This is a genomic window from Pseudomonas sp. PS02303 (assembly GCF_029959925.1).
In the GTDB taxonomy this organism is placed as follows: domain Bacteria; phylum Pseudomonadota; class Gammaproteobacteria; order Pseudomonadales; family Pseudomonadaceae; genus Aquipseudomonas; species Aquipseudomonas mandelii.
In genome coordinates this window covers 1-9,332 of sequence record NZ_JASCOM010000226.1, presented here as the reverse complement: position 1 = coordinate 9,332, position 9,332 = coordinate 1, and the positions used below count along the sequence as shown (strand labels likewise).

Below are 9,332 nucleotides of genomic sequence, written 5' to 3'. Positions count from 1 at the left end.
AGGCTTGCCCGCGAAGGCGTCCTGACATTCAACAGTGATGTCGGCTGATCCATCGCCTTCGCGGGCAAGCCTCGCTCCTACAAGGAATCGGGCAAGGCATCCAGGTAGTTTGGCCTGCAAGACCCTGCGGTCTTTGGGAGCTCCACCATGTTGAACACCCTTCTTCCAATCCTGTTGTTCGCTGCCCTGGGCCTTGCCGTCCTCGGCGCGTTGCGGCGGGTGGCTATGTGGCGCCGGGGCCGTGCCTCCAAGGTCGACCTGATCGGCGGCCTGTTCGCCATGCCCAAGCGCTACATGGTCGATTTGCACCACGTCGTGGCGCGGGACAAATACATCGCCAACACCCACGTGGCCACGGCCGGTGGTGCGGTGGCGTCCATCGTGCTGGCGATTCTGGTGCACGGTTTCGGCCTGCATAACCGCATTCTCGGCTACGCGCTGCTGTTGATGACGGTGGTGATGTTCGTCGGTGCGATCTTCGTGTACCTGCGTCGTCGCAACCCACCGGCGCGCCTGTCCAAAGGGCCGTGGATGCGCCTGCCGAAAAGCCTGTTGGCGTTCTCGGCGAGCTTCTTCCTGTTGACCCTGCCGGTGGCCGGCATCCTCCCGGAAAACTTCGGCGGTTGGGTGGTGGCGGCGATCCTCGGCCTCGGTGTTTTGTGGGGTGTGAGTGAACTGTTCTTCGGCATGACCTGGGGCGGGCCGATGAAGCACGCCTTCGCCGGGGCCCTGCACCTGGCTTGGCACCGTCGCGCCGAACGCTTTGGCGGCGGCCGTTCCACCGGTTTGAAACCGCTGGACCTGAACGACCCGAGCGCACCGTTGGGCGTGGAAAAACCCAAGGATTTCACCTGGAACCAACTGCTCGGCTTCGACGCCTGCGTGCAGTGCGGTAAATGCGAAGCCGCGTGCCCTGCATTCGCCGCCGGCCAGCCGCTGAACCCGAAAAAACTGATTCAGGACATGGTCGTCGGCCTGGCCGGTGGCACCGACGCCAAGTTCGCTGGCAGCCCGTATCCGGGCAAGGCCATCGGCGAGCACGCCGGCAACCCGCATCAACCGATCGTCAACGGTTTGGTGGACGCCGAGACCCTGTGGTCCTGCACCACGTGCCGGGCTTGTGTCGAGGAATGCCCGATGATGATCGAGCACGTCGACGCCATCGTCGACATGCGCCGCCATCTGACCCTGGAAAAAGGCGCCACTCCGAACAAGGGCGCCGAAGTCCTGGAAAACCTGATCGCCACCGATAACCCGGGCGGTTTCGCGCCGGGCGGGCGAATGAACTGGGCGGCGGATTTGAACCTCAACCTGATGAGCGAGAAGAAATCCGTCGACGTGCTGTTCTGGGTTGGCGACGGCGCCTTCGACATGCGCAACCAGCGCACCCTGCGCGCTTTCGTCAAAGTGTTGAAAGCAGCCAAGGTCGACTTCGCGGTGCTGGGGCTCGAAGAGCGCGACAGCGGTGACGTGGCCCGACGCCTGGGCGACGAAGCAACCTTCCAGTTGTTGGCCAAACGCAACATCCAGACCCTGGCCAAGTACAGCTTCAACCGCATCGTCACCTGTGACCCGCACAGCTTCCACGTGCTGAAAAACGAGTACGGCGCCTTCGACGGCAACTACCTGGTGCAGCACCACAGCACCTACATGGCCGAAATCATCGGCGCTGGCGCCTTGAACCTTGGCCAGCACAAAGGCAGCAGCGTGACGTATCACGACCCGTGCTACCTCGGCCGCTACAACGGCGAATACGAGGCGCCGCGTGAAGTGCTGCGCGCCCTCGGCATTGAAGTCAAAGAGATGCAACGCTCCGGTTTCCGCTCGCGCTGCTGCGGCGGCGGTGGCGGGGCGCCGATCACCGACATTCCGGGCAAGCAACGGATCCCTGACATGCGCATGGACGACATCCGCGAAACCGGCGCCGAACTGGTGGCCGTGGGTTGCCCGCAATGCACCGCGATGCTCGAAGGCGTGGTCGAACCGCGTCCGCTGATCAAGGACATCGCCGAATTGGTGGCGGACGCGTTGCTCGAAGACGCGGCGCCGAGCAAGCCGACCAAACCGGCCCAACGTGAACCTGCGGAGGCCCACTGATGAGCGACATTATCCGCCGCGACCCCCGCGCCGAATGGATTGCCCGTAACCGCCTGCACCCGCTGCACGCGGCCATGCAACCGGCGCAACACAGCTGGATGGGCCCTAACGGCGTCATCCGCAAGAACCTGCACGGCATCGGTTTTATCGGTCCCAACGGCATCAAGCGCATTGACCGCAGCGGCGCTCAGCAGGGCGGCGCGACCAAACGCTCGGCGGCCGTGGAAGTGCAATTGCCACTGCATCAAGTGCCTGCACCTGCGTTTTACATCAGCGTGGTGCCGGACATGGTCGGCGGCCGCTTGAGCAGCCACGACCGCGACTTGCTCGGTCTGGCTCATCAACTGGCCGGCAAGGAAGGCGCGGTGTTGGCCGTGGTTTTCGGCGAACACAAAGAAAACGCCTTCACTACCGCAGGCGTCGATCGCTTGCTGGTATTGGATGGCGATGAATTCAGCGGTTATGCACCGGAGCAACGGGTCCAGGGTCTGCGGGCTGTGGATAACCAGTTCAGTCCGCGTCACTGGCTGCTGCCGGACAGCCGCAGCGGTGGCGGTGAACTCGGTCGGCGCTTTGCCGCCGCACTGGGCGAACGCCCGGCCACGCGGGTCTGGCAGGTCAAGGATCAGGAATGCATCGGCCGCGCCGGTGCCGGTTTACAGGACCTTGCGCGTCCGGTCGCACGCTTGATTCTGGCCGCTGCCGAGTGCGCAGAACCGGTCAGCGAAACCCGTCACGAAGCGTTGCCCGTGGAGTTATCCACAGCCGTCGCACGCAGCTTGTCGCGCATTGAAGATTTGGGCGCGGTGGCGGTGGATCCGGCGGCGATTCCGATGGCCGAAGCCGAATTCATCTTCTCCGGCGGCAACGGAGTCAAGGACTGGGGACTTTTCCACAGGACCGCTGAAGCCCTTGGCGCCACCGAAGGCGCGTCGCGGGTGGCGGTGGACGATGGCTTCATGGCGCGCGATCGCCAAGTCGGCGCGTCCGGTACCTGGGTCACCGCGCGGGTTTACGTGGCGGTGGGGATTTCGGGGGCGATCCAGCACCTGCAAGGCATTGGTGCCTGCGACAAGGTGGTGGCAATCAACCTCGACCCTGGCTGCGACATGATCAAACGAGCCGACTTGTCGGTGATCGGTGAGAGCGCCGAAATTCTTCAAGCCTTGATCGCGGCGGTAGAGGCTTACCGCAACGAAGCCAAGCGCGATGCGGCTTAAGGAAAGGAAAGGGTTATGAGCACGAAAATCATCAGCTTGGTGTCCATCGGCGCCCACCCGACCTCCGGCCGGCCACGTCGCGCGGAGCAGGATGCGCGGGCGGTGGAACTGGGTCTGCAACTGGCTGGGGATAACTTGCACGTGCTGCATGCCGGCGATGTCGCAGAGCCGGCGTTGCGCGCTTATCTGGGCATGGGCCTGGAACAACTGCATGTGCTCGAACAACCGCAAGGCGCCGATGCACTGCCGGCATTGACTGCGTACCTGCGCGACGCCGGGGCGCAAGTGGTGCTGACCGGCAGTCAGGCGGAAACCGGCGAAGGCTCGGGCATGCTCCCGTTCCTGCTGGCGGAAAGCCTCGGCTGGCCGCTGGTGGTGGGGCTGGCTCAAGTGGAATCCATCGACGGTAATTCAGCGCTGGTGCTGCAAGCCTTGCCTCGCGGTCAACGCCGTCGGTTGAAAGTGCGGCTGCCGTTTCTCGCAACTGTGGATAACGCTGCACCGAAACCTCGGCAGAGCGCCTACGGCCCGGCCCGACGCGGGGTGTTGCAGGCCGATGAAGTCGAAGTGATCGATGATGAATTGTTGGCCGTCGCCACGCTGCAACCGGCCAAGCCACGTCCAAAACGTCTGAAGGTGATCAAGGCCAAGAGCGGCGCGGACCGGATGAAAGCTGCGACGGCCAAGGCCAGTGGCGGCGGTGGGCAAGTGCTCAAAGGCGTGACCGCGCAGGCCGGGGCTGAGGCGATTCTCAAGTTGCTGATCGAAGAAGGCGTCGTCCGCTAACCGAAAATCAGCACAGAACCCATGTGGGAGCGAGCAGGCTCACTCCCACAGGGTGTCCGTGTCACCGACATTTATGGGGAAACAATGGCAGTAGAATTTCGTTCGGCAGTGCGCGCCGATGCGCGTGAGATTGCGCGTCTGTTTCAAATCACATCGGAGGGGGCTGCCGATTACATTTGGAGCCAACTCGCCCAGCCCGGTCAGGATCTGCTGGACGTCGGCGCCATTCGTTACGCCCGCGACGACGTGGATTTCTCCTGGCAGAACTGCCTTATCGCAGAGTCGGAGGGCCGGGTCATCGGCATGCTGCACAGTTACGTGATGCGTCACGATCCGCTGGCAGAGCCGACGACCGATCCGGTCCTGGCGCCCTACGCGAAGATGGAAATCCCCGACACCCTGTACATCTCCAGCCTGGCGTTGCATGAAGGCTGGCGCAACCTGGGCCTGGGCAAGCAATTCCTTGCCTACGCCTACGACCGTGCCAACCGGCTCGGGCTCAACGGCTTGAGCCTGATCGACTACGCCGCCAACACTGGCGCGCGTCGGTTCTATGAGCGTCATGGCTTCCGCATCGTCGACACCTGCCAGATCACGCCCCATCCAATGATTCGGGTCACGGGGGAGGCCTACCTGATGTACCGGCCATGAACATTAACCCGATGTTGCGCCAGATTCAGGTTGGCGTTTTCATCCCATACAGAAAACCCATGGTTACCCACAATCCCTGTTAGCGCTTCTGTGGATAACATGTTCGCCCTTCGCTACACACCATACAAAACAAGCCCTGCAAACCTTCGTACAAAAAACAACCAGGCTAACTTGCGGTTTTTACAGGCTTTTTCGAGAGGATAAGTTTGTCCCCTAGCCAATACTTGCCCCCAATCTCTGTTAGCGCATCTGTGGATAAGATGTTCGCTGTCCGCTACAGGCCTTATAAAACGGGCTTGTCAGGTGGCTGGTTAAAAAACGACCAAGTCAGCGGTTTTGCGCGACTAATCACCCGCAAAGCCCGATATATTGCGGTTTTCAGAGGTTTTCCACAGATCGGCGGAAGTTGCCCCCAAAGTCTGTTGGCGCTTCTGTGGATAAGGTGTTCGCCATCCGCTGCAAGCCACGTATAACGTGCCCTGCAAGCTTTAGATCAAAAAACAACCAATCGCTGTGGAAAACCGGCCTTCTGGATAAGTCACGGTTTTTCTTCGGTTTCTGTGGAGAAAGATTCCCGCCTATCCACACTTGTCCCCATTAGCTGTGGGTGGAGGTGTGGATAACTTGTTCGCCAAACCCTGAAAGCCACGTCCCGCATAGGCTTGAATGGAATAGATCAGATTTCATACAGTTCTAAGCCGCTGGCTTGACTTCGATCGGTCGTCTGTCTTCACTCACAGATCACAAGGACCGCCGTCATTTATCCACATCTGGTTCAGGGAGAACGCGTGATGGATAGCCAGCCCGCCCCCATTTTCTTCGCAACGTGCGTGCCCCTCCCGGCGGTCTTGTTGCGCAAACGCATTCACCGCCGCGCCGCCAATCAGCGCGCTCGCCTATAGCGCCCGACCTTTCGTAGTGACACCCGCGTGCTGCCGTTGAGTTCACTCAGTGGCCAGGTACTCGTTCGCCCATCGATTGCAGGCAACCGCAGAGTTGCCCTATCTGCCTGATAGAGGAAAGTCCCATGACACGGATCGCAACGCCCATCAGCGACATCAAGGAACATTACGACGTGATCGTCATCGGCTCGGGTTACGGCGGCGGAATCGCGGCGTCGCGCCTGTCCCGCGCCGGCAAGCGGGTCTGCCTGCTGGAACGGGGCCGGGAGATACAACCCGGCGAATACCCGAACACGATGCTGGCAGCCACCGAGGAATTGCAGGTGCACGACCCGGACGGCCACATCGGTTCGCGCACCGGGTTGTTCGATCTGCACGTCAACGCCCAGCAGAACGTGGTGGTCGGTTGCGGCCTGGGCGGTACGTCGCTGATCAACGCCAACGTCGCCCTCGAACCGGAGCCCGGTGTGTTCGACGATCCGCGCTGGCCATTGGCGGTGCGCGAACATCGCGACACCTTGCTCAAGGACGGTTACGCCCGGGCGCGGGAAATGCTCAAGCCCAATCCGTATCCCAGCACTTCACCGGTGTTGCCGAAACTCGAAGCCAACAAGAAGTCGGCGGACTACCTCAAGCAAGGCGCGCATTTTTACCGGCCGCCGATCAACGTGACCTTCGACAAACTGCCGAACAACCTCAACCATGTCGGTGTTGAACAACTGCCTTGCAACCATTGCGGCGACTGCGTCTCGGGCTGTAACAACAAGGCCAAGAACACCACGCTGATGAATTATCTGCCGGACGCCTGGAACCATGGCGCGGAGATTTTCTGCCAGGCGCAGGTGCGGCATCTGGAGCGCGACGGCGATGGCTGGATCGTGCACTTCCAGTACCTGGACAGTGGCCGCGAGAAGTTCTCGGCGCCGACGCTGTTCGTCAAAGCCGACATCGTCGTGGTGTCTGCCGGCACCCTTGGCTCCACCGAAATCCTCCTGCGCTCCCGGGACAAAGGCCTGTCGATGTCCGGCCAGCTCGGCGAGAACATGAGCGGCAACGGCGACATCCTCGGCTTCGGTCACAATTGCGCACAACCGATCAATGGCATCGGTTTCGGCGCGCATCCGGCGAAGGAATTGCAGCCGGTCGGCCCGTGCATCACCTCGGTCATCGACATGCGCACCGAAGGCGACTGGCGTAGCCGCATGGTCATCGAAGAAGGATCGATCCCCGGTGCCCTCGGTCGGCCGATGGTGCCGAGCATGGCCGGGTTCGCCGAGCTGATCGGTCAGCCCACCGACGACAGTTTTACCGGCAAGTTGAAGTACAAGGAACGCGAAGCCGAAAGCTTCCTCCGTGGCCCGTATTACGGTGCGCTGCACAACATGCAGACGTACCTGATCATGAGCCACGACGACGGCAAGGGCCGGATGGTGCTGGACAGCAAGGATCAGCTGCGCATCGACTGGCCGGGCGTTGGCGAGCAGGAAAACGTCAAGATCGGCAACGAACGGCTGCACCTGAGCACCAAGGCACTGGGCGGCATCTGGGTCGAGAACCCGATCTGGACCAAGCTGCTCAAGCACAGCATCGTCTCGGTACACCCCCTGGGCGGTTGCGTCATGGGCGAGGACGCGGGGCAGGGCGTGGTCAACCACAAGGGTCAGGTGTTCAGCGGCGCCAGCGGGACTGACGTGTATGTCGGTTTGTACGTGACCGACGGCGCGGTAATTCCGACGTCCCTGGCGGTCAATCCGCTGCTGACGATTTCCGCGGTGAGCGAGCGCAACATGGGCCTGCTGGCTGCCGATCGCGGCTGGCAGATCGACTACACGCTGCCTTCGGCCCCACGCAAACAAGTGGCGCCGCCAACGCTCGGCGTGCAATTCACCGAAACCATGAAAGGCTACTTTTCCCGGGCCTTCACCGCAGCCCAAAGTACTGACCTGAAGGTCTACGAAGCGGCGGCCAAACGCGGCGAGGCAGATAACTCGCCCATCGATTTCACCCTGACCATCACCGCCAACGACCTCAATCGCATGATCAAGGAGCCGGAGCACGCCGCGACGCTGGTCGGTACGGTCAACGCCCCGAGCCTGTCGCCGCAGCCGCTGACCGCCAGCAACGGCGTGTTCAACCTGTTCGAGCAGTATCAGCAGCAGGTCGGCGTGCGCCACATGAAGTACGACATGAAACTGACCGCCGAGGACGGCAGCGACTTTTACTTCAGCGCCTTCAAGACCGTGCCCGAGGACAACGGCGTGCTGAACATCTGGCACGACACCAGCACCCTCTACGTGACGCTGTATCGCGGGCCGGACAAGACCGGCGAGGTGATCGGCAGCGGGGTGATGCACATCCATCCGACCGACTTTGCCAAGCAAATGACCACCATGAAGGTGCTCAACGCCCGCAACGAACGCGAACGCATCGAAGGCCTGGCGCGGTTCGGCAAGTTCTTCGCCGGGATTCTCTGGGAGAGCTATGGCGGCGTGTTCGCTGGCGACATCTACTTCAATCCCGACGCACCGCCACGGCTCAAACGCCCCCTGGATGCGCCGTCGCCAGTGGTGCATTTCTTCCAGACCGAAGACAACGTCGAATTGCGCCTGACCCGTTATCAGGGCGGCAGCAAAGGGCCGGTGATGCTGGTTCATGGGTTGGGAGTAGGCTCGAATATTTTCTCCACCGACACCATCCAGACCAACCTGCTGGAGTACATGTGCAAGCACGAGTACGACGTCTGGCTCCTGGATTTGCGGGTGAGCATCCTGCTGCCGGCGAGCAAGAAGGAATGGAACGGCGACCAGATCGCCCAGTACGACTTCAAGGCGGCCATCGCGCAGATCCGCCAGGCAACCGAGGCGGCGGACGTGCAGTGCGTGGTGCATTGCTACGGCGCGACGACCTTCTTCATGTCGTTGCTGGCCGGGCTACAGGGCGTGCGCTCGGTGGTCTGCTCGCAGATCGCGGCGGATACAGTGGTCGCCACGGCAACCGGGCTCAAGGCCGGTTTGCACCTGCCGGGCATGCTCGACGCCATCGGCATCAAATCCCTCACGGCGTATGCCGACAACAAGGAGAACTGGTTCAACAAGCTCTACGACAAGGCGCTCAACGGCTACGCCCGGATTGAGGCCCAAGGCTACTGCACCAACCCGGTGTGCCATCGCATCACCTTCATGTACGCGTCGTTGTATCGCCACGACACCCTCAACGAAACCCTGCACGACAACCTGCACGAATTGTTTGGCGAGTCGAACATGCACACCTTCGAGCACCTGGCGCTGATCGTGCGCAAAGGCCATCTGGTGGACTTCAAGGGTGACGACGTCTACATGCCGCACTTCGACCGGCTGAGCATGCCGATCTGCTTTATCAGCGGCGCGGACAACCAGTGCTACCTGCCGGAAAGCACGCTCAAGACTTATGACCGCGTGTGCAAGGTCCATGGGCCGGAGCGTTACAGCCGGCATGTGGTGCCGGGGTACGGCCATATCGATTGCATGTTCGGCAAGGACGCGGTGGTCGATGTGTACCCGATCATCCTGCAACACCTCGAGAAAACCGCCCTCGGCTAATACCGCCGGTGGCTGGAGATTTGTCGCACAACCTGTGGGAGCGAGCCTGCTCGCGAAAGCGGCGGCACAGTCAACATTGACGTTGCCTGATACAACGC

At 61.6% G+C, this 9,332-nt stretch carries 5 protein-coding genes; all 5 read left to right on the top strand.

The window, feature by feature from the left end:
• Positions 1-147 precede the first annotated feature (147 nt).
• The 5 genes from dgcB (at position 148) to QMX98_RS28220 (ending at position 9,234) form a co-directional block, all read left to right on the top strand.
• A complete protein-coding gene (gene dgcB, locus QMX98_RS28240; RefSeq protein WP_010467006.1) occupies positions 148-2,097 on the top strand; it encodes a dimethylglycine demethylation protein DgcB in 1,950 nt (649 codons plus the stop codon).
• Entirely contained in the window at positions 2,097-3,317 is a 1,221-nt protein-coding gene (locus tag QMX98_RS28235) for an electron transfer flavoprotein subunit alpha/FixB family protein (protein ID WP_221107574.1), read from the top strand. Before dgcB ends, QMX98_RS28235 begins: the two co-directional genes overlap by 1 nt.
• A 15-nt stretch (positions 3,318-3,332) precedes the next feature.
• Positions 3,333-4,103, top strand: coding sequence for an electron transfer flavoprotein subunit beta (locus tag QMX98_RS28230; protein ID WP_010467008.1), 771 nt, complete (start codon positions 3,333-3,335; stop codon positions 4,101-4,103).
• A gap of 84 nt (positions 4,104-4,187) precedes the next feature.
• Entirely contained in the window at positions 4,188-4,754 is a 567-nt protein-coding gene (locus QMX98_RS28225; protein ID WP_010467022.1) for a GNAT family N-acetyltransferase, read from the top strand.
• A 1,027-nt stretch (positions 4,755-5,781) separates the two neighbouring features.
• Complete coding sequence (locus tag QMX98_RS28220) at positions 5,782-9,234, top strand: GMC oxidoreductase (protein WP_145306790.1); 3,453 nt, start codon at positions 5,782-5,784, stop codon at positions 9,232-9,234.
• Positions 9,235-9,332 lie beyond the last annotated feature (98 nt).

Excerpts from the sequence above, each read along its gene's own strand:
- dgcB (WP_010467006.1), top strand. The coding sequence starts at position 148 with ATGTTGAACACCCTTCTTCCAATCCTGTTGTTCGCTGCCCTGGGCCTT.
- QMX98_RS28235 (WP_221107574.1), top strand. The coding sequence starts at position 2,097 with ATGAGCGACATTATCCGCCGCGACCCCCGCGCCGAATGGATTGCCCGT.
- QMX98_RS28230 (WP_010467008.1), top strand. The coding sequence starts at position 3,333 with ATGAGCACGAAAATCATCAGCTTGGTGTCCATCGGCGCCCACCCGACC.
- QMX98_RS28225 (WP_010467022.1), top strand. The coding sequence starts at position 4,188 with ATGGCAGTAGAATTTCGTTCGGCAGTGCGCGCCGATGCGCGTGAGATT.
- QMX98_RS28220 (WP_145306790.1), top strand. The coding sequence starts at position 5,782 with ATGACACGGATCGCAACGCCCATCAGCGACATCAAGGAACATTACGAC.